This is a genomic window from Neobacillus niacini (genome assembly GCF_023715415.1).
Taxonomy (GTDB): Bacteria; Bacillota; Bacilli; order Bacillales; family Cytobacillaceae; genus Neobacillus; species Neobacillus niacini_C.
The window spans coordinates 42,389-66,008 of sequence record NZ_JAMBOB010000011.1 but is presented as its reverse complement, the minus strand read 5'-3'; the positions used below and the strand labels follow the sequence as shown (position 1 = coordinate 66,008).

Below are 23,620 nucleotides of genomic sequence, written 5' to 3'. Positions count from 1 at the left end.
AAAAAGCCTGTAGACCAGTCTACAGGCCATTAACGAGAACTTGGGAATTTCAATTTTCCCAAAACCTATTGCAAATATAGTCGGTCAGGATTTTATCAAGTCGATTCAAATCGTTAATCCCACCTTCCCTTGGAATTTAGGATTTATATCTAAGAAAAAGAAATACGCTTCACCTGCAGTTCGTGAGTTTATCCAGTATATATCTGGTGAATTACCAATTTAAATATGAATAAAATGAATACATGATATGAGTTATATGTAAAAGTATTTGCTTAACGAAATGTAACAATCAACGATTAAGAAATTGCAAGGTTAAATGACTTATTTGCTTAATTAGATGAAATAACAAGTATAATAATGAAATCGAAAACGCTCTGGGCTATCTCAGCCGAAGAGCGTTTTTTATTAATTCTTACGTTCCTGTGCTTGTTTAACTACGTGATGGACTGCTTCCATAACATATTCGGGTCGTGGCATTTGCAGACTGTGTCCCTTTCGATCACTAATCTTATGGATATGGTTAGTGGAACGGGAGGCCAGTTCTCTTTGCATCTCGGTCCATTGAGCACCAAATCCTGGGTTGCTTACAACAGCGATTGGAAGGTCACCAAACTGTGGTTTTTCCATACCGTTATTTAATTGATTCGCAGCTTGATTTAAGTGTGCCCATGCACCTTTGAATTCCGCCTCCGCTGTCCTTCTGGCAAAAACACTGTAAACTATCTCTTTCCATTGCTTGTATTCCTCGGCACTAAGCTGCTGTTTGTAATAGGAAAGTTCATTAACAAACATCGGTATAATGCCTAGAATATTACCAAAGAATCGAGGAATACCAAATGGAGACATCAGTCTTAGTATTTTCAGCATAAAACCGATGATGGCAAAACCCTGCTTAAACTTGGCATCATCCTTTAGAAATTCATGTGACGAATCTAAGAATACTAAGCCAGCCACCTGATTAGGATATTTTAAAGCATAGAGTCGGGCAATCAGCCCTCCCAGGGAATGACCCACAAGTACATATGGTCCAGGGGCACCAATCTTGTCTAGTAGGTTCTTAAGTTCTTTGATGGTATGTTCCGGAGTTGGCACGGGGCCGGGATCACTTGAGCCCATACCTGCACGGTCATAAGTAATAACTCTAGTAAACTTAGATAATTCTTTACGAATATGTATCCATGAATAAGAGCTATCACCCGCACCATGAATAATGATGACCGTGGGCCCACCTTGACCAGCATCTGTTAGATGGAGACGATAGCCGCCAACATCAATCATTTCACCGGTAAGGAGTCTTTTCCCATCACTGCGCCGCGAAACCTGTTCGTATACAAATCCTATTAAGAGCAAACCTGCTAATACTACTAATCCAATAATCATCCTTTCCCCTCTTTCCCCAATAGTTTCTCCTAAAGACATTGCCTGTCACACCCCGAATAATGTCGAAGTTATCGACATTATTCGGGGGTGAAAGTAGCTTGAAATAACACTTACAAAAAACAGTTTAAATTGGGGTCAATTCATATAGCGATATTCTCTCAAAGTATTCAAAATAGAGATTTCCTGTAATAATTTCTCTCCAACATTCGTTTCTCTAACCTTTTTTCTCTTTAACTCTTCATCTACCACTCTTTTAATTGATAAAACGTCTGTCCCGTTAAGTAAGACATCTTCTTTTGAATTAAAATGCTTATGGGCGACCAGTTGCATACCAAAGGAATTATATAGTAACGTATATCCTGCTATCCCTGTTGTTGATTGATAAGCTTTGGAGAAACCTCCATCGATTACGATCATCTTACCATTTGCTTTAATTGGATTTTCTCCTTCTATTTCTTTAACTGGTGTATGCCCATTGATAATATGACCGTGTTCAGGATTTAGGTCAAATTCTGTTAGGATTTTCTGGCAAATTTCTTCATTCTCACGTAAATAGTAGTATGGGTTTTTTCTCTCCTTATGGGTTGCCTTGTCCTTAATAAAGTACCTCTCAAAAGTGGTCATTTCTCTTTTTCCAAAGAGTGATGAATATTCTCCTGTCCATAAATACCAGACCATATCAGTAGCAAGATCATCTGTCACTTCAGGGTGTGCAAAAGCATGCAGTAAATACCGTTCAAAAACATCAAGTAATTCACGACCTGAATAGGTTTTATTTTCGATAACCATTTTTTCCATATTCCCTTTTTCATCTAAAGGAATACAACCATGTATTAATAAATTCCCGTTATATTTTAAATAAAGACTCCCTTTCTTCATAAGGAAATTCATATGTCTGGCCAGCTTTTCTGAATGCTGGACTGAAAATAATAATTTTTCCAGAACCTGCTTTTCTTCTTCTAATAATTGATCAGGCTGGTCTGGATTTACCGTGGAAAAGCAAGTATTTTCCAGCTTATAGGTTTTCCCATAAATCGTTATTTCGTTCTTTTCATAATCAATTTTCTCAAGTAAAAGCCTTTCTGACATATTAAAATACGGGCGTCTCTTGATAATAGGCATTTCGAGTTTGAACTGAATCATCGCAATGGCTTGATGAATTTTCGTTATTTGTAATGTTTCATGATCAGATAGTTTCTGATTCGAATGTACCTTAGGTCTGAAGGCCGGATTATCCTCATAGTATTTCTCCGCAAGATTCAGCAGAGGTCTAAGATTGATTCCATATACATCTTCAATAATATCCAGATTGTCATATCTTGCGCAGATACGAATGATATTAGCAAGACAAACCATTGAACCAGCAAAAGCACCAATCCATAGTACATCATGGTTTCCCCACTGAATATCAACGGAATGATAATTAATTAGAGTTTCCATTATTTTATCAGGTTCAGGTCCACGATCATAAATATCCCCCACTACATGAAGATGATCGACAACCAATCTTTGGGTGGTATACGCAAGCCCTGTTATGAGTTTATCAGCCTGACCTAAGGAGATAATCTGCTCAACAATTTCTTTATAATATCGCTCCTTATTTGCAGATTGATTCGTTTTATATAGCAGCTCCTCTATAATAAACACAAATTGACTCGGTAATGCTTTTCGTAATTTCGAACGAGTATATTTCGAGGATGCATGAGAAATAAGCCTTATCATCCGCTCGATGATTACGATATACCATTGGTTTAATTCTTGTTCATTGCCAAAATGACTTTTCATTAATATTAATTTTTCTTCAGGATAATAAACTAATGTCGCAAAATCATTAATTTCTTTTTCAAATAAAACATCTTGAAACAAGTCTCTGATTCTTCTTTTTACATTCCCTGAACCATTTCTTAACACATGTTGAAAAGCTTGAAACTCCCCATGTAAATCACTGACAAAATGTTCTGTCCCCTTTGGTAGATTAAGAATCGCTTCTAGATTAATAATTTCAGTTATCACTTTTTCTTCACAATCATATTTTTGGACAAGTAAATCTAAATATGTTGAGTTCAAAACCATGTATCCCCTTTCAATATTTACCATTTCGCAGATTAAGTATAATTATTTATATTATCTAAAAACTCAAATAATAGTTATTTTACTTTATAGAATCCCTCTGTCAACCAGTTTCTTAAACAGTGGGTAACATGCGAAGTTGTAACTACTATAGATTTACATACTAAATAGCCCGGTTTTTGGACTGGGCTATTTCGGTATAATTAATTTAAAACAAGCTGTAGCAAACACTTCACAGTTCCAATTGTATTTTGTTTCTTCTATGTAGCAATCAGATAGTCACCAATACCACTTTTGTTGATTACTGCTCCAAAGGCACCACCAGCACCCGTGATTAAAATGATGATTCCTGCAGAATTAATTACTTCAGAATATAGTCTGCTGCTCGGAATTGAGTTAACCTAACGATTGGAAAAACCATTAAAACCTGGTCGATCATGGTAACGATAATTTCTTTAGTTGGACTTGTTGGAGTCCTAATCTTGGATATGTTTATGTAGCATGTAAAAAAGGGATTGTTCTTCTGAACAATCCTTTTTTTGTATAAAGCCCTTAATACGTGTTTGTCTTTGGAGCTAATTCAACTGCCATACGTAGTGCTTCTTTTAATGATTGCTCGTCCGCAATATTTTTACCAGCGATATCAAAAGCCGTCCCATGATCAACACTTGTACGAATAGTTGGAAGTCCTACTGTTATATTTACTCCTGCCTCTAGACCTAACACTTTAATTGGTCCATGACCTTGATCGTGATATTGTGCAACAACAATATCAAAGTCTCCGCGTCTTGCTCTAAAGAATAATGTATCTGCTGGAAGTGGTCCTTGAACATTTATTCCTTCTGCTAGTGCCTTTTCAATAGCCGGAACGATCTTTTCTTCTTCCTCACCATAACCAAAAAGTCCATTTTCGCCAGCATGTGGGTTAATTCCACAAACTGCAATTCGAGGAGACTCAATTCCTGCCTTTTGTAATGTCTCATGTGCAAGTTTAATAACCGTATATTGACGTTCAGCATTAATTTTATGAATCGCATCAAAGAGTCCAATATGTGTTGTCACATGAATGACTCTTAAGGCAGGTGCAGAGAGCATCATAGCAAAATCCTTTGTATTTGTTAATTCTGCTAAAATCTCAGTGTGACCCGGATAAATATGCCCAGCTTTATGAAGCGCTTCTTTATTTAAAGGTGCTGTACAAATCCCTTGTATATGTCCTTCATTTGCGTATTGAATAGCTCTTTCTAAATAACGGAAAGCAGCATTTCCAGCTTCTGGAGAAACTTGTCCCCATGGTAAATCTTCAGAAACTAAATCGAGATCAATTATATCAATGGTGCCATATTGGGACTTTGCTTCCCCTGGATTGGTAATGCTGTTTACTTCAAGGTCGATATTTGTTACGTGTAAAGCTCTTTTTAAAATTTTTAAGTCGCCTACAACAAATGGACTGCAGATATTATAAATGAATTTATCATTTAAAGATTTAACGATAATTTCAGGTCCGACACCAGAAGGATCTCCCATTGTAATCGCAATACTTGGTTTATAGCTAGTCATTTATAATTCCTCCCGTAAATATCTCTTATTTGGACAAGTAAAAATCAGTAATAAATTTCTATATTAGTACTCAATGAGTACGTGTACTTAATTCTGTAACCTTTTGAAGAGCCTTAGAAAGTGCTTGGTGGGTTCCAAACGCACCTGCTTTAGTGACAAGTGGAATGCCATCAAATAATCCTCCAAAGAGTTTTCCATAAGGTATACCAGGCTCTACTTCACCAATGACTCGAATCCCTTCACCTTGTAACACTTTACATGTAGCACCTGCAATATCTCCACCTGTTAAAACAGTACCGTAAATTTTCTTGCTTTCAATTAGTTGACCAGCAATTACTCCCATTGAATTGGCTATTATATTTCCAACATCGTAGTTTGATAAACCAAGTTCACGTTGTAAATCCTTTACTTTCCTTATTACTTCCTGGTCTCGGTTCGTGGTTACGACTAAACTGCCTTTATCTAGCAATGCTTTACTTTCATTAACAATACGACCAATTTCAAGTTTCCTCCTATCCTCAAAAAAGAATTCTCCAGGAGATATAACAATTTCTGCTACTTCATTTTTTTCTTTAAGGACCTGAATTTGCTTATGAGTAATGGAATTTACACTACCCGCAACCACTAATACAGGATTTCGGTCATGAACTTTAATCGTATTTAAAACATTTTCCTGGGCCCCTCTGTAAAAGATGTGTGAAGCAATTCCTGCTGAACCCACCCAAAGAAATTTCTCTTGTAGAGCTTGTGCTGCTTTTACGATAATTTCAAGTTCATCATCCGTCGTTGCATCGATAATGATGATCTTCGAAGTGTCACACAAGGATAATTCCTTCATGATTTTTGATAAGTGGTCAATTCCTTTTCTAACATGAGAGATTGAAATTAGCCCAACTCCCCTCTTACTTTGTTTCTGCACCAATTTAGGTAGATAACTTTCATTTACTGGGCTTGCAGGGTCTTTCGCCATTTCAGCCTTCTCCAATAAGACACCATTTACAAAATGCTCTCCATTTATAGTCATTCGATTACTCTTTGGAAAAGCAGGTACTACAAACGATATCTTATAGTTAAAAGCATCCATTACTGCATCAATCTCTGGACCAATATTTCCTCTCATTGTTGAATCTATCTTTTTAAAAACATTAGAAACACCTAATTGCTTCAATTGTGACGATAGATTAAAAACGATGTTATAAGACATTCTAGCCTCTATTGCTCGACTGTCTGAATTTAAAACAATGACATCTTCGGTAAGATGTGACGGTTGTAACTGTGTATATGAAAATAGCACTGTTGTGGTTAAACCTTTTTTTGCAAATTGAACTCCCGTGTCATTTGCACCCGTTAAATCATCTGCGACTACCGCTAGTTTCACCTACATCCCGGCCCCTTTACTACTAAGTTTATAGAATTTAATTTTTATACTTTGTTCTAACCCATACTTTTTGAAATACTTATATACTTATAATCTGCATATTTAAACAATAACTAAAACGCCTACACTTATCATAAAACAATATGTTGCATTTGGCAATATTTTTAATGATATTGATTTTTTCGTTTCACACGTGTTGCTATTTGCATCACAAAGTGAATAAAAAAGGCACAAGCTTTATTTTAGCTTGCGCCATAATGTTGAACGGTTAATCCCTAATCGCTTAGCTGCTTTCGATTGGTTCAACCCTTCTTCTTCTAGTACTTTTCTGATTACTTGTTTTTCTATTTCCTCTAATGTACCATTTATATCAATCTGTACGAATAGACCATCTTTCTTCCCCTTAAGTTCTATTCGTCCCAAAAGTGCCTCAACTTCTTCTTTTTCAATATAATAAGTATGAGATTGTAAAAATAATTCTTCGATTACTTGTTTAAGTTGTTGTACATTTCCCGGCCAACTATACTTTAGAATCTCTTCCATGGCTTCCTGACGAATCCCTATGGCTCCATTTCCATACTTGGGATGTAATTCAGAAATAAATAGATGGACTAAATCCTTAATATCCTCCCTACGTTCACGTATTGGTGGTATATATATTGTTAGTTTCGCCAACGCTTTATACAATTCTTGATGGAAAGAACCACTTTTCACCTTGTCTTCCATATTCTCGTCGGAAGACACAATCCATTTTAGTTTTTTACCATTTCCATTTGTATAAACTTGATAGAGTTCCTTTTGAACATATAGGTTTAATTTGTGAATGTTTCTTAGAAAAATAACACCATCAGTTAATGTTAAGAAAAGGCCTTCATTCATTTCTTTAAGTTGTTCTGCTGTTAATTGTTCGCAATTTATAGTAATAAATAGCTCACTTTGTGACCTTCTATTTTGGTTTATTAATTGAGCAGCTTTTGACTTCCCATTTCCCTTTTCGCCAGAAATCCACACAGCATCATCCTTTTTACTGTATTGCTCAATCTTCTTCAAGACATTTTGAATCTGTTCACTCTTTCCTGAAAAAGGAGAGAAAGTTGAATCTGGGGTATGGATTTCAATTGCATTTACATAAATCCCCTCTCGGATAGTAGACTCATTAGTCAGGTTATTTTCTATAAATAGAACAATATAATTTCCTTTTAAACATGCTGTTATTTTCCAAAGTGAATCGTTCAGGTGTACCATTTTTATAATCTTTTTCCTTGTAATGACTATTTCTTGTATTAAATTATTGATAGTATCCGAATTCTTTACCTTCATCCAATTAATATCTTTAGTAAAGCGCTCATTACTATAAAATATATCTTTATCTTTGTTAAGAATTGCAATTGCTTGCTTGCTACAACTGAGAATGGTTCTATAGAAAGAAACGTCCTGTTGTAATTGTGAAAAGACTTTGTAGATTCTTCTCGTTTCTTCTAATGCTTCAATAATAGCCTCTTTGCCTGAAGTGATTAAAACCCCTGTCAAACCTAACTCTTTTGCAAACTGTACCGTGATCACATCGCCTATTACAACTTCATAACCTTGATTTTTTAAATTCGCTAACGTTTCTGTTACTTCTATTTCCTTTTTAATTGTTAACGTTTTAATATCAAAATCTAGGAGCTTACATATTGTACCAGCACCCTGTGTGATATTTGAGAATCCCACAATCGCTGCTTTTTGCGAAAATCCCTTAACCATGGTTAGAATACGTAAAACATCATACCCAGAAACTTGAATATCAATCACTGGTATAGATACAGCCTCCTGAATTAATGAAGCTGTCCCCCCTCGACTTATAATGACATGGAAACCATTTTTTTCAGCATCTTTCGCAATGGCCACTCCTTCATTTAAGTTCCCTAATTCAATCTGAAGCTCAATATCATTAACATCTTGTGTGACTTCTTTCATTACTTCATACAATCCCTCATAAGGGACAATTGCCAATGCCTTAATCATTTCCCTATCACCCTTGCTTAATTTACCATCTTTTAATAATTATTTTTAGCTAACACTTTTTCCATGCTTCCGTAATGGTTTCTTTCTCTACTATTACAGATATATTTAAGCTAGGCAAGATATCACGAATTAACATTAAGCTTTAACAGAACCACTTTTTTAAATATCAATTTACTAACTGACATATTGAGAAGTGCTATAAAGCTTCCACTCAACAATGGAAATAATAATGGAAAAGTTATAAATAGTACCAACAAGATTATTGATCCTATAATCATTAACAAAGTATAATGTGGGTATGACAAACTTATTATAAAAGCATATTTAACATACTCAAGTTTATTTAATTTAAAATGAACAAGCACAGGGAAAATAAAAAAGAGAACGGAAAAGTATATGAACGTAATTGGTAACAAAATAAACGTTAATATATTAAAAAATATCCCTTGCATATTCCCTAAAAATATAAAATCAAGATAAAGAATTAATCCCATTAATGCCAATAACCAACCTATTTTATTCATCTGAATAAATTCTTTTCGATATGTTTCTGTAAAAACTCGAAAGGTAGCTACATCCTCATTATTCAACCATTTTCTAATAACAGTGTACATAGATGCAGTAGCAGGAAATATACCTAGAATAACTAATCCCAATAGGCTAAACAACAACCAGAGTATATTAACATAAACTAAACGAAAAACCCAATCCCCTATAACATTAACCTTTGTAATCATATTCTCTATCATAAAATTATCCCCCTCCGGAATCCCACAGGTAGTAGTTCAGATATTAGTAATTTATCTTACAATTTCCATTGTAATAAGGAAAATACGAAAAACATTAATCAGTAAAATGATTATGATTGTTATGGTTAAGGGATTTAAAGAAGAAAACTCTCTTAATAAACACCAAATAAGGTAAGAGAGTTTTCTTTCTTTCTATCATTTAACTATTTATTATTGTATTTCAATAACTAGTACTGATTTGGATGGAATCGTTAAGGACAGTTCATTTTCTTTTAATTCTAACTCATTAAAAGTAACTGGCTCTATTCTATTTGGATTTTCAAACGTGTTATGCTCAGTCATTGCCTCAGCTGTTAATAAACGTCCAGTGGCAGAAGATAATTCGCTTAAACCCTCAAGATTTACAGTAACTTGTTCAGAATTATTTGGATTTAAGTTACAAATAGAAATATGTACCTTACCCGAATCATCTTGAGATGCTGAAACATTAAGCATTGGAAGACTTTCTTCTCCATAAGAATAATTTCTTGTGCTTACACTCACCGGCAGTAATTTCGCATCTTGGTGTACTTTATACATTTCAAAAACATGATATGTTGGTGTTAAAAGCATTTTTTCACCTTCTGTTAATACTACTGATTGTAAAACATTAACAAGTTGGGCGATATTTGCCATATGCACGCGGTCACAATGGTTATTAAAAATATTTAGATTGATACCCGCTATAAGGGCATCACGTAATGAATTTTGCTGATAAAGGAATCCAGGATTTGTTCCCGGCTCTACTTTAAACCAACTTCCCCATTCATCAATTATCAAATCAACATTTTTTTCAGGGTCATATTTATCCATAATAGCGGTATGCCTTTGAATCAATTCTTCCATTACAAGGGTCCTTCTCATATAGTCAAACCAGTTTTCTTCAGTAAATTCTGTAGCAGATTCATAATTTGCCCTGTTACGAGTATAAAAATGAAGTGAAAGACCATGCATTTCAGGACGGTAATGCTCCCATGCATTCGTCATAACATTATCCTGATAAGGTTCTGTCCGACCTACGCCCTCACGCATCATCACTTCAGTCCAATGATAATCAGCTTCACTAGGTCCACATGCAATTTTATAAATTGGAGTATCTGAATAGTCTCTTACAAATGTTTGGTAACGACGATAAAGGTCAGCATAATATTCGACCCTCATTCTACCTCCGCAACCCCAGTTCTCATTTCCAATTCCAAAATATTTTAGCTTCCATGGCTTTTCTCTGCCATTTTTTCTACGTAAATCTGCCATTGGAGATTGGCCATCGAATGTGATATATTCAACCCATTCTTGCATTTCTTGAACTGTACCACTACCGACATTTCCGCAAATATATGGTTCAGTACCTAATTGCTCACAAAAGTCTAAAAATTCATGAGTTCCAAAGTGATTATTTTCTGTTACTTTTCCCCAATTATTATTAACAATACTTGGGCGAGATTCTCTTGGACCAATTCCATCTTTCCAATGATATTCATCTGCAAAACAGCCACCTGGCCAACGCACATTAGGAATATTCAATTTTTTCAATGCTTCTACTACATCATTTCGTATACCACGTGTATTCGGGATCGGTGAATCTTCACCTACCCAAACACCTTCATAAATACACCTGCCTAAATGCTCAGCAAAATGCCCATATATATGTCTACTAATTACCTCATTTTTATCATTCTTATTTACATTAATTAATGATTTCATTTTTCTAATTCACTCCTAGTTTAAATAATTTCTAAAATCTATCCATTTATCCTTTAACTGCTCCTGCAGAAAGACTTTCGATAAAGTATTTTTGTGCAAAAATAAATACAATGATGATTGGAAGTACTGTTAAAACAGAACCAGAAATTAATACATCATAGTTATTTCCATACGGAGTAAGTAAGCCAGCCAGCCCAATAGGCAGCGTTAACATTTCTTTTGTACGCAATACCACTAATGGCCAAAGGAAATTGTTCCAACTAAATAATGCTAATAAAATACCCATTGCTCCATATGCAGGTTTCAGTAATGGAAGCATAATTCGCAAGAAAATACCATACTCTGTGCATCCATCTATCCTTGCAGAATCCATCAGTTCCTTAGGTAATCCTAGTGAATATTGTCTAAAGAAAAAGATTGCTAATGGATGAATTATCATTGGTAATATTACACCCGCATAGGTATCTACAGCTTTCAACCAAATCATCATCCTAAATAATGGCAGCATTAGTATTTCAAAAGGAATCATCATAATCAATAAAACTAAAAACATCACGATACCTTGTCCTCTAAACCTGTACATCGCTAGACTATACCCAACCATGGAGGAAAATATTAATGCTAATACGGTTGAAAATAATGAAATAATGATACTATTTTTAAACCAATGAAAATATACTCTACCTTCTGTAAACAAATAAGTATAATTGTCCAAACTCCACAATTCAAATTGCGGCTTAATATTTAGTCCATACCTCATTAATTCTGTAGATGGTTTCAAAGAAGCCAGAGTCAATGCTAATAACGGAAAAACGGCAATAATTAGAGGTATAAGCATGAACAAAAGTAATAATATTGTTCCTAACTTTTTTTGTTTCTGTCTACTCATCTATTTACCTCCATTACTACTAAATCCTGTCAGCTTCAACTGAATAAAACCTAAAATAGCAACAATAACTAATAATGTTACACCTATCGCTGAACCAAAACCTAGTTGATTATATTGAAAAGCTTCTTTGTATAAATACCCTACTAGTGTCAATCCAATGTTTCCTGGAGAATTTATTTCCCAAAAGACATAAGCTTCCTCAAACATTTTATAACCTGCAAATAACGTAATAGTTAACACGTACACTGTTACAGGCTTTAAGAATGGAATGGTAATGTGCCGAAATTTATTAAATGCATTGGCGCCATCTATCTCAGCTGCTTCATACATTTCTTTTGGAATGTTCTGTAGACCTGTCAAAAAATAAATCATATTTACACCCATCCATCTCCATGATGCCAATCCAACCATCAAAAACATTAGTGTTGCTCCATTTTGTTTCCAATTAACTGAATCAAAACCGAAAAATGAGAGAAATGAGTTAGCAAATGCAGTCTCTGTTTCTGCAAACATTAATCGAAAAATAACACCTGCGACAATTGTTGATGTTAAGGATGGAATAAAGATACAAGCCCTAAAAAAGGTTTTCGCTTTCATCTTCTTTGTGTTTAAAATAATCGCCATAATTAATGGTAAGGGGATTAGAATAACAATTGTCCAAAACGTGTATAATGTTGTATTATATAACGCTTTATAGAAAGTAGGATTAAATAACCTCGCGTAATTATCAAATCCAATAAACCTTATTTGACCGGGTAAAATCTCTTGAAAACTCATAATAATGGTATAGCTGACAGGGTAAAAATAAAACCCGAAAAAAATCACTAAGAAAGGAGCGATAAACACATAAGGTGCTAATCTTTGTGAATAAAATAAACTTTTTTTGGGTGAATAAACTACATTTTTTAATACATTCCCTGATTTAGTAATTAGATTAGAGTCTTGCCTCATTTGTCAATCCTCCTTGTATCAGCAGTTAGGGATATGTTTTTGAACTACCCCTAACCTGCTATAAAAAAATGTTATCTTATTTACCTGCTACGTAACTCATCTGCTGCTTGTTTTAAAGCTTCGGCAGGAGTTTGCGTTTTTTCTCTAAGAGTATTATGCAATACATTGGTTTCAATCAAATCCCTTGTCATTGGTGTTAGCTTTGTAATATTAAGCGGATTAATTTCATCTTTAATTCCCATTAACATATCAAATAGACCATCACCAAAGTATGCAGTAAATTCATTAGGCTCTCGTAACTCCGGAGAGTCCCAAACATCATGACGAGGAGGGTCGAAACCTAAAAGTTCATAAATTTTGATATTCGATTCTTTTGACAATTTGGCAAATGCTAAGAATTCTTTTGCTAATTCAACATCTTTCGCTTGATTTGTAACAGCAGTACCAGTTCCACCCATTCCAGCAGAACGATTTCCCCCTTCTTTCCAAGCTGGCATAGGTTTTATTACCATCTTTCCAGCTAGGTCTGGCATGTAACTTACAAAACGACTCGCATACCAAGAAGGCATAATCAAAGAGGCAGCTCCACCATCATTCATGAAAGCAAAAAATTCTTCATCTTCATGATGTCCACCTGGAGCAAGCACACCAATATCATGTTTATATATTAAATCATAAAGATACTGTAATACTTCCTCATTTTTTTTGTTATCTAAAGTTACCTCGCCTTTACTGTTAAAGAAATCTGAATCTTTTTGACTTATCATTGGGTAAAACTCCCAAAATCCGTTAGTGAATATAGGTAGCATAGGTTTTCCAGTTTTAGATTTGATCACTTTTCCAATTTCAATAAAATCATCATATGTTTTGATATCATCAGGACTTACGCCTGCTTCTTCAAATATCTCCTTGTTATAAAATGCCACTGAGGCTCCAACATGGGTTGGCGCTCCATAATATTGTCCGTCTTTTCCATAAACTTCGAATCTAGATTTTACGAAACTATCGATTTCTGGTTCAATTATGTCGTTCAATGGTTCTAACTGAATATCACCTTGCAAAAAGTTTGGAAAACGATTGACTTCAATATCTACAATATCAGGTGCACCAACACCTGATTGAAGAGCTAACAAAAGGTTATTATGCATATCATCATAAGGGAATGACTCCAATTTCAACTTTATAGGTCGATCCGGATTCGCTTCATTCCATCTTTTATTAGCATCTTCAAAAAAATCAATATGTAGCCCTTGAAATGTCCAAAATGTCATTTCTTGTGCTTTATTAGTTCCATTGCTTGCTTCCGAATTACCATTTGAATTGACTTTTTTATCTCCACCACTACTACATCCGCTCAATACAATACTTATTACCAAAAGCATAGAAAAACCCAAGTAAAATAATCTACTCAATTTTACTTTCCCCCTTATTATTTGGTTAATTAATCCAACTGATGAATTTCACCAATAATCCAAGTTCTTGTTAACCACCCCCTTAAAGATTATATTTATCACTTATATTCGTTACACTTATTGAACATTTTTTATAAAGCGCTATCATAAAAGTTTCTATTCGAACTTTAAATTTCTATCTAATAGATTTAACGATTAGTTTAAACTCTTTTTATTTTATAAACTTTCAAAATAACTATCTATTAATGCTTTAATTCTTTGCATTTCCATAAAAATCCTTATACCAATTAGCAGATCATAATCCCTTAAATGTTAGCAAAACAATTTTATTTGTTTTTTCTAAACATTATGAAAATGTTGTCTTAAAGTGATTTTATTATATATTGTTTTATTATGCAATGCTTTTTAGTGTATTTTCATCTCACTTTCTAAAATAGTTGCACTTTAAAACACTTTGCCAACTTTTTTAAATTCAACATAAAAATAATACTGATACTGCTTGTGGAATACATTAAGTAAGGTAGAAACAGTGTACAAAAGATGTGCAGGTTGATGCTCATTCAGAAACTATAATTGCCTGTGTAATAGTAAGTGAGTCTGAAACAGACCTGGAGAAGGAAACGGATAGCCAAATTATTGAGACTTGGTTTGATAGAAAAAAGCCTTGTACCAGCTGAAGACTTAGAAATCTTCGTAAAATAATTGGTTGCACATAATCCCCACAAAACGGGGAAATAAAAAAAATACTTCCCCACCCTTTGTGGAGAAGTATCTTAATTTATCTATTCAGATTATCCAAAAATTCCTCTACAGTTGAGCAACCGGTTTATATTAACCGTAATGCCTACTATAACGGGGCAGAACCGTTTGAAAGAGAAACTGAAAGAGTAGTAGCCGATCACTTTAATCCAGAAATAAAAATCATCGAAGAAGAGAAGAGGAGAAAGCTAAAAGACTAGCTTTCTCCTCCATTACTTATTTCAATACTTCTTTTGCCATTTTCTCCATTTCCTCTGCTGCTTTTGCCGGTGTAATAGATAGACCGAAAAGATTAAATGTTGTATTCTTATGAACCTCTGCTAATTCAGGTGGTAAGGTTTGGTCATACGGGAATTGAATTGAATTCGCCTCATTTACCCATTCTGTAAAGGTTTTTACCCAAGGGTCTTTTACTTCTACACCTTTAATGGCAACAACATTACCAGAACGGTCTACATAATCTTGAGCTGTTACTAAACTAGTTAACTCATTAAGAAACGCAACGGCTAGTTCAGGATGCTTTGTATCCTTTTTAATAGACCAGGTTGGTGATATACCAGCACTGAGGTTTGATGGGTTACCCTTTCCATTTTCAATTGTTGGGAATTGGAACACTCCCATTTTTTCTTCAAACTCAGGGAATTCTTGACGAACATTATTTACAAATCCGCTTGTCATAAGCATCATCGCAGCCTGATCAGAGTAAATAAGCTGTCTCGCAGAACCTGCATCATAAGGAAGACCGTTAAAACCTGGGTTAAAGGCATCCATTTTTACTAAGTCCTGAATATATTTACCTGCCTGTACATAAGCTTCATCGTCAAACCCTTTTCCAGTTCTGCGGTATGCCCCTTGGAATACTTCCTCTCCGCCTAATCGGTCAGCAAAGTACATTAAGTAGAAAGCACCAGGCCACTTTGGCTGATTGGCTATAGCAATTGGATAAAGACCGCCATCCTTTAATACCTTAATAACATTTAGGAACTCATCATATGTTTCTGGAACGTCTAAATTATGTTTTTCAAAGATTTCTTTATTGTAAAAGAAATTATAAACTGAGATACCTAATGGAAGACCATAAACTCGATTATTAAACTTGGAGTTAGCAAGTGCAACATCGACAAACTTATCAAATTCAATATCCTCATCCGTTAAGTCCATGACCTGGCCGGAATTTACAAACTCTTCTAACCATCCGCCGCCCCAGCTGGCAAATACATCAGGGGCCTTTCCTCCTGACATCGCGACGACTACGCGCTGTTTATATTGATCATTTGGAATTTGTAACATATTTATTTTTACATTCTCGTGTTCTGCCTCAAAACGATTGACTGCCTCCTGATAAATTTCCATTCTTGCACCTGGATCAAAGTGCCAAAAATCAAGTACAATCTCTTCATCTGAACCTTTGTTCGCAGTACCTTGATCTTGCGTGTCTTGATCTCCCGCACCTTGTCCGGCGGTCTCCTTATCACTTGAGCATGCTGCTAATGCAAGTACACTCACAAATAAAAGAGCCATAACTAATAACGATAATTTCTTCAAACTAATCAACCCTTCCTTGTATTTTTATACAAAACTACTAGAGACAAGCGTTGTGATAGAATCGTAGATTCTAGTAATTTAAAAAACTAGTTTGTATATTTTTTTAATATATTAAGCAACCCATCATTAATATTACAATTCTTAAATGCAAATGACTGCATAACCTTGTCCATTTGTTCTTCAGACAAGTCTTTGAAAATTTTAGCGTATGCCGGCTGAATCAATGCACCTGTATAGACTGTTAAAATAGACTGGGACAAGGCAGCTACGTTAAAGCTGTGATTAATATTAGGATCTTCAATCACATCTTCAAGATGCTTTGCTAAGCTGTCAATCGTCGCTCTCGCCTCATAACCAGGGAGCCAAATCATCCAATCGTCTGTATTCAATCGATGCTTCATTCTAATAATTGAGGAAATACGCTGCATATATTCAGATTCTGGATCAAGCATTGCAATTCCCATAACACCAACATCTTTATAAGTCCATGTCGTCCAATGAGCACCAAAATCTTCAAATATACTAATTTGGTCATCCATGGCAGCCAATCGGTATGGAACTTCTCCAGCAGTGCCGTTATAAACTGAGCCAAACTCACCAACCCAGAGAGGAACATTGTAGTTCTCTGCAAATTTAGTCCCCTGATGCTCTTTAAATACCTGTATTTGTTTTTCTTTATCCCAATATACGCCGCTTTCAATTCGGGCTGTTTTAGCATCAGACACCCCCGGATATGCTCCTGGACCAAATCCAGCTGCTGTATAATTATGACTGCTGTAAACCAAATTTCCAGCAAATGGAGCTTCGAGACCGTCAAACAGCTTTGAGTAGTTATCTCCTTCAAGAAAAATAATATGATCTGGATCAATTTTGCGAATAGCGTCAACCGTTCTTTTGTATATGCGATTCATACGCTCCCAATCCGGTTTATAATTGGAAAAGAATGTTTGTGGGTAATCCCCGTGCGGTGTATTTACACACGGTTCATTCATTAGATTATAACCAGCAATAACCGCTTTACCACGATATCGGCGTGCAAATTCCTCCCATAAAGCAACAAATCTGTCTTGATAGTGTTTATCATGCCAAAAGAAACTGTGCCTGATATCATTATCTGAGTGCCAGTGAGTATTTTGGAATCCTTGAACTGCATGAAGGTCCAAAATAACATACAAACCGTGTTTTTCACACCAGTTAAGAACTTTATCCAACACTTTAAAACCCGATTCTTTGTATTTAAATGGCATTTCATCGTCCTCAAAATGGCGGTAATTCAAAGGGAGACGAACCGTATTAGCACCCCAGCTTTTGATAAACTTTATATCATCTTCCCCAAAGAAATAATGCTGCATCCGTTCAAAAAAGAACTCAGCCTTTCCTTTACCCAACACTTCTGACATAGCATGTCGTAAACCATGCTCCGATCCGGTATAGCCGTTTATAAAATCCTCCATGTTCATCCAGCCGCCAATACAAGTTCCCCGCAGTTTCACAGTTTTTCCGGCCGAATCCGTGATCCTATTTTGAATTACTTTTAATAGATCCATGTCAATCACCCATCCACTTAAAATATTGAATTTCTTAACTTTAAGCTTTGATTTCTAAAAACATTAACCATTATCTGTGATACCGCCATATTGGTTCCACCATCACCACCCTTAATAGGCATAGAGAATTTTACCATGTTAACGCTTTCGAATTACTTCAGGTTATATGTTTGGAATGAATATTTTTATTATTTAGACTTCCAGCTAAAAATAAGCGGAAGATCTGTTCACCTGACAGTTCTAACAATTTTTTCGTGTTGAACATCGCCTCACCCAGGCTCATTGGCCCGTTCGTAATACTAAAAGCTGCCGTTAAACCGACTTCGTTTATCATTGAACCCTCTGCGTCAATTTGCCCGCAAAGCGCTATAACGGGAATATCACTTGGATTACACAGCTTGGTGACCCCTGCAATTACTTTTCCATATCCCGTCTGATAATCTAGTTTTCCTTCCCCTGTAAGAACAAAGTCAAATTTCCCGTTTTCCACCAGTTCCTGCAATTTTAACGCTTCCATAACCAATTCAACACCCTGCTGGAGTTCTGCGTTTAGGAGAGATATTAGCCCGCCTGCTGTACCTCCGGCCGCTCCGGCACCTTTAAGATTATGAATCCGCTTTCCTTTTTGTTTATAAATAACATCAGCAAAAACCTGTAATGATTGGTCAAGCTGTACTATTTGATCTGGGGTTGCTCCCTTTTGCGGTCCAAATATATAGGATGCGCCGTTGCTTCCTACAAAAGGATTATTTACATCACAAGCAATTCGAAATTTTGCCTGTTTAACTAACGGACTCACATCAGATTCGTCAATAAAAGCTAAATCTCGTAAAGAAAGCCCGCCTTCATTAAGCTCCTTGCCTTCGTGATCCAAAAACTTATATCCTAATGCTTTCAATATGCCCGTTCCACCGTCATTTGTAGCGCTTCCACCTAAACAAATGATAAATGAGGTGGCACCGTTCTTAAGCGCATGCATAATTAACTGGCCGGTTCCAAATGTTGATGCATTCAAAGCATCCATTTCTTCTTCCTTTAATAATGGCAGTCCAGAAGCAATCGCTATTTCTATTACTGCTGTCGATCCATCCCCCATGATTCCATAGTAGCCATTGATTTCTCTTCCTAACGGATCAAGGACAGCAGCCTTCACGATTTCCCCATTTGTTGCATTTACTAAAGCTTGTAATGTGCCTTCTCCTCCATCTGCCATTGGAATGACAACTGTTTCTGTATCAGCATTTACTTTTTTAATTCCATTTTCAATCGATCTTGCTACATCAATTGCTGACAAACTGCCTTTAAAGGAATCAGGCATTATCAGGATTTTCATTTTATAAACCTCCAACCAGCCTCTTTTGTGCCTAGTTCTATTATAAAATTCATAATATTAATATAATATGGTTAAATCTAACAATAAAACAGGCTAAAATTCATTTACTTTTTGGAGGTTTCGTACAACTCTGTCATTTTTCTACAACCATTCAGACATTTGCAATACAATTGCATCATGAAATTTCCTTGGGTTATATCCTGTTATTTCATGTACCTTCTTTAATCGGTACAATAGGGTGTTACGATGGATAAAGAGGGCATCAGCTGTAGTTTGAACATTTAAATCATTGTTAAAAAGCTCTCTTAAAGTCTCTTTCAATTCTGGGGTAAGCTGCTGCTGAATCCTAGTTTTAACTCGTTTTCGCTCTACTTCGTTTACCTCTTTTAATAGGAGCTGAATCTCATAGTCTCTTAAATGGATCCTTCTCTCAGTTGATAACTGCAAAGCAAGCTTTAGTTGTTTAAAACTATCACGGACTTGGTCAAACTGCTCAGCCAAATAACCGCTTGAAATAGAAACTTGGTTAAATCGGTTTACCATAAATCTTTCAAGCTGGTCCATCAATCGATTCTTCTCATTCACAGATTTCGAACCCAATAAAAGTAAAAAGGTCTGTGAGTCATTAAAAGCATAAATACATGAGTATACATATAAAATCGATTCAATATCTTTATATATATTTGACATCAAGGTCTGGGTATTATTTCTCCCCTGGGTTAACGAAATAACAATCGGAAAATATGGCGGGGACAAACTAATATTTAGAACGGATAATTTTTGGGTTATCTTCAAATGATTTTGCTTTTCAGACAGTATTTCATCCATAATGCTTTCTCTTGTTCTAAATTTCCATTCCACTTCATTAGATAGGAGCTGCTGTTTGATTAATAACTCTGTCATCAAAACGACTAATGAGCCAAATTCTTGTACTTCTTCCGGAATCCCAGAAATACCAACAACACCAATAATTTTGTCCTGATTAAATATTGGCAGGTTAATGCCTTTCTTTACGCCGCGGTATTTATCCACTTCAGCATTTGTAATAATGAGTGGACTTTTCGTTTGCACAACTTCAAAAGCACCTTCATGAAACATATCAATTCTATTTTTTTCACCTGAGCTTAAAATGATACCGTTACGGTCAAAAATGTTAATATTCCGTCCAACTCTTCTCATCGTTTCCTTGACAAGAATATCAGCCATTTCTTTTGTGAGCATTAAAATAACACCTCTCCTTCCTATACCTAGTAACAACTAATTCGACATCATACATTAAAATCCTCCATCATCCGACCTTATACAAATAATCCCTCAAACCCACACAAATAAGGCAGAAATATACATACTTGTTATTCTTGGCTTTTACTAGTTTAGAGATATAAAACCTCATTTACTTATGATACGGTTCATTACGGTTTATCCTGAAGGCTCTATAAATCTGTTCCACTAATATTAATTTCATCAGTTGATGGGGGAAGGTCATTTTTGAAAAAGAAAGCTTTTCGTTAGCCCGTTTTAGTACTTCTTCACTTAATCCTAACGACCCGCCGATAACAAAGGCAATCTTGCTTTTCCCATACGTGGCTAGTTTGTCCAACGTATCAGCGAGCTCTTCAGAGGATTGCATTTTTCCATTGATCGCTAATGCAATCACATATGTATCCTGGCTAATCTTAGCCAATATTCTTTCTCCCTCTTTTTGCTTCACTTGAATCATTTCCAACTCACTTAATTCTTCTGGCGCCTTTTCGTCTGCGACCTCAATGACTTCCACTTTTGCATACGAATTCAATCGCTTTAAATATTCATCAATTCCCATTTTCAAATATTTTTCTTTTAATTTACCAACACTGACAATCGAGATATTCACAATCCACAACCCTCTTTTTTATATTACAAACAGTTTACAAACAAGATATCCACAGAAGTTATCCACATGTCCACATTTTTTATCCACATCTTGTATGGAATCATTTGTTCGCCACAATATATACAGCTGTATTTCGACACTATTCACAGCCTGTTGATAAGTTATCCCCAGTTATTTTAAATAATACTGGAAATGTTTTAAGCTCATTCACACCCATTAAAAACAGAAAGGTGGTTACACCTTTCTGCCCTTTTCACTATGACCTATCTTCAGCCAGCGTTATTGTAGTCGTTTTTAACTTTCCTTCTCGATAGTATTTTACTTCCATCTGGTCACCAATTTTGGTCTCTTGGTATAAATGCTTTCTAAGATCAATGACGTCATGAATGGTTTCTCCATCCATTTCGACAATTACATCCAGCTCTTGTAATCCAGCCTGTGCCGCAGGAGAATTTGGAACCACTTGGCGAAGAGCTACTCCGTAGTTAATATCTCTAGGTAATTTTAAAGCTTCTTCTTGATAATACCCAGGAATTTCAGCCACAGACTTCAAATCCACTCCCATATATGGACGTTTCACTACACCAAACTGTTCCAGGTCATTAATAATTGGTCTTGCAGAGTTAATAGGAATCGATAATCCAATTCCTTCCACAGCACTTTGGGCAATTTTCATTGAGTTGATTCCAACCAGCTGCCCGCCAATATTAATTAACGCACCGCCGCTATTACCAGGATTAATCGCTGCATCTGTTTGCAATACCTCCGCATTCCAATCCATAATGCCATCTTGATTGATATCCACTGGAATGGTTCGATTGATTCCTGAAATAATCCCTTGTGTAACAGAACCAGAAAAGGTTGCCCCGAGCGGATTTCCGATTGCCATAACAGGTTCACCCATTTTTAAGGCATCTGAATTACCAAACTCAGCAATTTTTTTAATCTTGGCGGCATCAATTTCAAGAACTGCTAAATCAGTCCAGACATCGCCTCCGAGCAATTTTGCAGGTATTTTTGTACCATCATTTAACGTGACCTCTAACTGTGTCGCACCTTCTACTACATGCTGGTTGGTTACGACGTATGCTTTATCTCCTGCCTTTTTATAAATAACACCTGAGCCTGTACCAGCAGGACCTTGGTTGTCACCCGACTCATCGGACCAAAAATTTGAATTTTGGATATTATTAATCCCAACTACTGCATCCGCAGCCTTATCAATGGCCTTTGTTGTATCCGTATTTACATCATAGGACACCTGCTGTTGAATAAAATTGTCCTGATTGTTATTATTTGTGCCATTCTGACTTTGATTGGGCTGTACATTGTAGGGTAGAAAACCCTGGTTGGATAATGCTGGGATGGAGATAACAACAAGCATGGCACCTAATATCGCTCCAACGATACTAGCAAAAAAGTACCCTCTACTATTTCCACTTTTTTCTTGGTAACGCCCTTGTGAATGATCATCATAATAACCCATTTTCACCACGTCTCCCTTTCATTAAGCAACTACCATTTATTTTGGCTTATACTTACAATTATACTCTGTCCACTTTCATTTTATAAAAAAAAGAACAAAGATACCAATCAAGTATCATTGTTCTTAATCTATACTGCTGTTAAAATTGTTGGAACCTTAGGATCTGTGTCGTAGAGGTCAAACTGCTCGCCAACAATCAAACCTTGGCTTTGCAGCGTCTGTGCTACTGACATCCTTGCTAAGTCCTTCATATTGTTATCAAGGCTTAAATGGGCAAGATACACTCGCTTTGTATTGTCCCCGATGACCTCACTCATCGCAATCGCTGCATCTTCATTCGAAACATGTCCAACATCGCTTAGAATTCTTCGTTTAATATTCCAAGGATATCTACCCATTCTGAGCATTTGCACATCATGATTTGACTCAAAAATATAGGCATCTGCATTCGATATGATTCCTTTCATCCGATCACTTACATAGCCTGTATCTGTGATTAAAACCAACTTCTTGCCTGAGTGATGGAATACATAGAACATCGGCTCTGCTGCATCATGTGAGACCCCGAAAGATTCAATATCTATTGCACCAAAGGTTTTTACACTTTCTGTGCTGAAAATCATCTTTTGCTCTGTTGGAATATCTCCAACATTCCGTTCCATTGCCCGCCAAGTATTTTCATTCGCATAAACTGGAAGTTTATATTTACGGGCCAATACACCAATCCCTTTAATATGATCGCTGTGTTCATGGGTAACAAAAATACCTGATAATTTACTGATATCTCGATCTATATGTTGAAAAAATGCCTCCATTTGTTTCCCGCTAAATCCTGCATCTACTAGAAAGGAATGCTCGTCTGATTCAACATAAAGCGAATTCCCCGTACTTCCGCTCGCTAAAATGCTATAACGTAATGACATACTTTTCACTCCACA

20 protein-coding genes and 1 pseudogene are annotated in these 23,620 nt (G+C 35.8%); 3 read left to right on the top strand and 18 right to left on the bottom strand.

What is annotated here, in order from left to right:
- The first annotated feature begins 28 nt into the window (after nucleotides 1–28).
- The gene (locus M3189_RS27235; protein ID WP_353057483.1) at nucleotides 29–223 is read left to right on the top strand and encodes a hypothetical protein; all 195 of its coding nucleotides are present in this window, start codon (nucleotides 29–31) and stop codon (nucleotides 221–223) included.
- Nucleotides 224–405: 182 nt separating this feature from the next.
- On the opposite strand, the gene M3189_RS22305 is transcribed toward M3189_RS27235, so the two are convergent.
- The 3 genes and pseudogenes from M3189_RS22305 to M3189_RS27345 all read right to left on the bottom strand — a co-directional run.
- Nucleotides 406–1,419 (bottom strand): alpha/beta hydrolase, encoded by a 1,014-nt coding sequence (locus M3189_RS22305; RefSeq protein ID WP_251638103.1) that lies wholly within the window; start codon nucleotides 1,417–1,419, stop codon nucleotides 406–408.
- Between the two features lie 96 nt (nucleotides 1,420–1,515).
- Nucleotides 1,516–3,447 carry a fructose-1,6-bisphosphatase gene (gene fbp, locus M3189_RS22300; protein ID WP_251638101.1) on the bottom strand — a complete coding sequence of 644 codons (1,932 nt, stop codon included), beginning with the start codon at nucleotides 3,445–3,447 and terminating at the stop codon, nucleotides 1,516–1,518.
- A gap of 266 nt (nucleotides 3,448–3,713) precedes the next feature.
- Nucleotides 3,714–3,833: pseudogene (locus M3189_RS27345) on the bottom strand (GntP family permease); the annotation flags it as partial.
- Nucleotides 3,834–3,887: 54 nt separating this feature from the next.
- Between M3189_RS27345 and M3189_RS27030 the strand changes: the two are divergent.
- Nucleotides 3,888–3,950, top strand: coding sequence for a hypothetical protein (locus M3189_RS27030; RefSeq protein ID WP_285889783.1), 63 nt, complete (start codon nucleotides 3,888–3,890; stop codon nucleotides 3,948–3,950).
- A gap of 52 nt (nucleotides 3,951–4,002) precedes the next feature.
- On the opposite strand, the gene pdxA is transcribed toward M3189_RS27030, so the two are convergent.
- The 8 genes from pdxA to M3189_RS22255 form a co-directional block, all read right to left on the bottom strand.
- Entirely contained in the window at nucleotides 4,003–5,010 is a 1,008-nt protein-coding gene (gene pdxA / locus M3189_RS22290; protein ID WP_251638098.1) for a 4-hydroxythreonine-4-phosphate dehydrogenase PdxA, read from the bottom strand.
- Between the two features lie 70 nt (nucleotides 5,011–5,080).
- A complete protein-coding gene (locus M3189_RS22285; RefSeq protein ID WP_251638096.1) occupies nucleotides 5,081–6,388 on the bottom strand; it encodes a four-carbon acid sugar kinase family protein in 1,308 nt (435 codons plus the stop codon).
- Between the two features lie 237 nt (nucleotides 6,389–6,625).
- Complete coding sequence (locus M3189_RS22280) at nucleotides 6,626–8,359, bottom strand: sigma-54-dependent Fis family transcriptional regulator (protein WP_251638094.1); 1,734 nt, start codon at nucleotides 8,357–8,359, stop codon at nucleotides 6,626–6,628.
- Between the two features lie 158 nt (nucleotides 8,360–8,517).
- Complete coding sequence (locus M3189_RS22275; RefSeq protein ID WP_251638093.1) at nucleotides 8,518–9,144, bottom strand: YesL family protein; 627 nt, start codon at nucleotides 9,142–9,144, stop codon at nucleotides 8,518–8,520.
- 210 nt (nucleotides 9,145–9,354) lie between these two features.
- On the bottom strand, nucleotides 9,355–10,887 hold the full coding sequence (locus M3189_RS22270; RefSeq protein ID WP_251638091.1) for an alpha-N-arabinofuranosidase: 1,533 nt from the start codon (nucleotides 10,885–10,887) through the stop codon (nucleotides 9,355–9,357).
- 46 nt (nucleotides 10,888–10,933) lie between these two features.
- Entirely contained in the window at nucleotides 10,934–11,776 is an 843-nt protein-coding gene (locus M3189_RS22265; protein ID WP_251638089.1) for a carbohydrate ABC transporter permease, read from the bottom strand.
- Nucleotides 11,777–12,727, bottom strand: coding sequence for a carbohydrate ABC transporter permease (locus M3189_RS22260; RefSeq protein ID WP_251638087.1), 951 nt, complete (start codon nucleotides 12,725–12,727; stop codon nucleotides 11,777–11,779).
- Between the two features lie 80 nt (nucleotides 12,728–12,807).
- Nucleotides 12,808–14,139: an ABC transporter substrate-binding protein gene (locus tag M3189_RS22255; RefSeq protein ID WP_251638086.1), complete on the bottom strand. Its 1,332-nt coding sequence runs from the start codon at nucleotides 14,137–14,139 to the stop codon at nucleotides 12,808–12,810.
- 758 nt (nucleotides 14,140–14,897) lie between these two features.
- Here M3189_RS22255 and M3189_RS22250 point away from each other — a divergent pair.
- Complete coding sequence (locus M3189_RS22250) at nucleotides 14,898–15,098, top strand: hypothetical protein (protein WP_251638084.1); 201 nt, start codon at nucleotides 14,898–14,900, stop codon at nucleotides 15,096–15,098.
- 16 nt (nucleotides 15,099–15,114) lie between these two features.
- Here M3189_RS22250 and M3189_RS22245 read toward each other — a convergent pair whose 3' ends face one another.
- From M3189_RS22245 to M3189_RS22215, 7 genes are all read right to left on the bottom strand, one after another.
- Nucleotides 15,115–16,419, bottom strand: a complete 1,305-nt coding sequence (locus M3189_RS22245; protein WP_251638083.1) for an extracellular solute-binding protein — start codon at nucleotides 16,417–16,419, stop codon at nucleotides 15,115–15,117.
- A 110-nt stretch (nucleotides 16,420–16,529) separates the two neighbouring features.
- Nucleotides 16,530–17,990, bottom strand: a complete 1,461-nt coding sequence (locus tag M3189_RS22240) for a glycoside hydrolase family 5 protein (RefSeq protein WP_251638082.1) — start codon at nucleotides 17,988–17,990, stop codon at nucleotides 16,530–16,532.
- A gap of 157 nt (nucleotides 17,991–18,147) precedes the next feature.
- Entirely contained in the window at nucleotides 18,148–19,323 is a 1,176-nt protein-coding gene (locus M3189_RS22235; protein ID WP_251638081.1) for a glycerate kinase family protein, read from the bottom strand.
- 141 nt (nucleotides 19,324–19,464) lie between these two features.
- Complete coding sequence (locus M3189_RS22230) at nucleotides 19,465–20,544, bottom strand: CdaR family transcriptional regulator (protein ID WP_251638080.1); 1,080 nt, start codon at nucleotides 20,542–20,544, stop codon at nucleotides 19,465–19,467.
- Between the two features lie 172 nt (nucleotides 20,545–20,716).
- On the bottom strand, nucleotides 20,717–21,196 hold the full coding sequence (gene rlmH, locus M3189_RS22225) for a 23S rRNA (pseudouridine(1915)-N(3))-methyltransferase RlmH (RefSeq protein ID WP_095247402.1): 480 nt from the start codon (nucleotides 21,194–21,196) through the stop codon (nucleotides 20,717–20,719).
- Nucleotides 21,197–21,452: 256 nt separating this feature from the next.
- Nucleotides 21,453–22,682, bottom strand: a complete 1,230-nt coding sequence (locus M3189_RS22220) for a S1C family serine protease (RefSeq protein WP_251638079.1) — start codon at nucleotides 22,680–22,682, stop codon at nucleotides 21,453–21,455.
- Between the two features lie 128 nt (nucleotides 22,683–22,810).
- Nucleotides 22,811–23,605 (bottom strand): MBL fold metallo-hydrolase, encoded by a 795-nt coding sequence (locus tag M3189_RS22215; protein WP_251638078.1) that lies wholly within the window; start codon nucleotides 23,603–23,605, stop codon nucleotides 22,811–22,813.
- Nucleotides 23,606–23,620 lie beyond the last annotated feature (15 nt).

Bases quoted from the DNA above. Each gene is read 5' to 3' on its own strand.
- M3189_RS22235 (WP_251638081.1), bottom strand. From the start codon at position 19,323: ATGAAAATCCTGATAATGCCTGATTCCTTTAAAGGCAGTTTGTCAGCA.
- M3189_RS22305 (WP_251638103.1), bottom strand. From the start codon at position 1,419: ATGTCTTTAGGAGAAACTATTGGGGAAAGAGGGGAAAGGATGATTATT.
- pdxA (WP_251638098.1), bottom strand. From the start codon at position 5,010: ATGACTAGCTATAAACCAAGTATTGCGATTACAATGGGAGATCCTTCT.
- M3189_RS22215 (WP_251638078.1), bottom strand. From the start codon at position 23,605: ATGTCATTACGTTATAGCATTTTAGCGAGCGGAAGTACGGGGAATTCG.
- M3189_RS22240 (WP_251638082.1), bottom strand. From the start codon at position 17,990: ATGGATCTATTAAAAGTAATTCAAAATAGGATCACGGATTCGGCCGGA.
- M3189_RS22265 (WP_251638089.1), bottom strand. From the start codon at position 11,776: ATGAGTAGACAGAAACAAAAAAAGTTAGGAACAATATTATTACTTTTG.
- M3189_RS22270 (WP_251638091.1), bottom strand. From the start codon at position 10,887: ATGAAATCATTAATTAATGTAAATAAGAATGATAAAAATGAGGTAATT.
- M3189_RS22275 (WP_251638093.1), bottom strand. From the start codon at position 9,144: ATGATAGAGAATATGATTACAAAGGTTAATGTTATAGGGGATTGGGTT.
- M3189_RS22260 (WP_251638087.1), bottom strand. From the start codon at position 12,727: ATGAGGCAAGACTCTAATCTAATTACTAAATCAGGGAATGTATTAAAA.
- M3189_RS22220 (WP_251638079.1), bottom strand. From the start codon at position 22,682: ATGGGTTATTATGATGATCATTCACAAGGGCGTTACCAAGAAAAAAGT.
- M3189_RS22245 (WP_251638083.1), bottom strand. From the start codon at position 16,419: ATGGCTCTTTTATTTGTGAGTGTACTTGCATTAGCAGCATGCTCAAGT.
- M3189_RS22230 (WP_251638080.1), bottom strand. From the start codon at position 20,544: ATGCTCACAAAAGAAATGGCTGATATTCTTGTCAAGGAAACGATGAGA.